This window comes from Bradyrhizobium sp. CAR08, from assembly GCF_052871955.1.
Genome location: NZ_JBIXJX010000074.1, coordinates 1 through 1,765, shown reverse-complemented (window position 1 = coordinate 1,765; position 1,765 = coordinate 1). Strand labels below are relative to the sequence as shown.

At 54.8% G+C, this 1,765-nt stretch carries 1 protein-coding gene; it reads right to left on the bottom strand.

Features of this window, described 5'->3' with window-relative positions; genetic code table 11:
• Positions 1–779: 779 nt before the first annotated feature.
• Positions 780–1,214, bottom strand: a complete 435-nt coding sequence (locus ACIPUD_RS39730; protein ID WP_446482985.1) for a YybH family protein — start codon at positions 1,212–1,214, stop codon at positions 780–782.
• Between the last annotated feature and the right edge of the window lie 551 nt (positions 1,215–1,765).

The window sequence follows — 1,765 nt, the reverse complement described above, 5'->3', positions numbered from 1 at the left end:
ATCACACTTCAGCCGAACTAACATCACCATCAGATGTAAGCGGCGAAGCCGCTGCGAAGCTCTTATTGGCTACGGTGTACGTGGTGGCAGATCATTCTTCTGATGATCAAGGCAGCTAGGCGTCACCATCACTACCGTGGTCACCATTGTCTAACCGCCAACAATCGCCTGCGGCGATACTCGCTGCGCTCGTGGACCGTGGTGAATGTCTCTGATGTTGGGTCAACCTACCGCCAATGTCTCCTTCCGCTCACACTTCAGCCGACAGACGGCCAAAGTGCTTTGAAGAATAACCTTCACCACACACCAATCAGAAACACCATTGCTGGTACGGGGCGGTTGAGCGGTCTCCCGTTTACGTTCAGTTCTTCAACGCTAGGTCTGTAGAGCCAATTGGGCGACATCTACATTCCTCGAGGGTCGCAGTATTGCGTTGCCCTCATCGTGCTAGGCCCTAGGCCTTGGCTTTAAGTTATTGCAGGTTTCTGTTCTCGCCGCACATTCTGTATTCCGCCTCGTGCCAGACGTAACAGGGCGTCGAATTTGACCACGCCAAGTCATTAATGCGAGTGAAGGCATGTGATGCCAGTATTTCCAGGCAGCCAGATTGTTGGACTGCAGGGGAAGTCTAAGTATTTATCGCCGAGAGATGCCCGATCTGGGCACCTTACAGAAACTTAATGTGGCTGAACGAGTGCCACATTGAGCCGGTCATTTCTCTATTGGTATTTAGACTCCGCACGGCGCTCTTGCAGTCGTTCCAAATAGAACGAAGCCCATCAATGCTCTGGTGCAGCTACGGTCACGGTCTCTTCCATGATCTTTGCCACGCCCCCGTCACGCACTACGATAGCGGTGTAGTAGCCCTGTAGCGGTTGATCGCCGAGCTTGGCCTGCCACTCGCCGGCATTGAAAACAAAATTTCCGAACGACCGGGATACGTTGCGCTCTACCGAGTAGTCGTGCAGGTCAAGGTTGACGACGTCCTGCAGGTTACGGCGAATGGCTTCTCGGCCGACGAAGATCCCGCTCGGCGTCACCCTAATGGCATCCTCGGTGAACGCTGCAGCCATGGCATCGACGTCTTTTCGATTGTAGGCGTCGGCGAAATTCTTCTGCACGTCCGCATATTGATCGTCGGTAGCCTGCTGAGCCGCAGCACCAACGCACCCGACAATCATCAGAGATGCGGCAAGTACGATCGTACGCAACATCGGAGCCAGCCTTGGTTGATAAGGCCAGCTTACTTCACCGCATCGACCCGCAGTATCTCGTCGATGCGAGCCTGGCAGTACTCTTCATAGAGAACGTTGATGATCCGCAACATGACCTGAAAGCCCCTATCCACCTGACAAAGGCTAGGACCGCTCTGTTTCGGGAGCGCTTCATGGCACCCTCTATCTGGTTTCAACCTGGACGCCCTTCGCATCCCGCAGCGCACCAACCCCAGGCCACCAATTTCACCGGGGAAACTTCGGTCGCAATCAAGCTACCAAGGCGCTAAAATTACCCAGCAGCCCAAGACGAGCCCCGACGATGCGCTCGCCGCAACTGAGCGCTATCGGACACTCGGGTTAAGCTGAAACGCATCAGAGACTCTGGGAGAGCTGAGGCGCAACAGCGGCCCACGATGCACAGGCGAGATGGCAGGCCGTTTGACAAAAGATTGACAGCGCAGTTTGCAGAGCTGCAAGCTACTGAAACAATTCCGAGATTTTACTTCCCGTGCAAATACAAGCACTGCCACGGGCGGTACGCTTAGCGA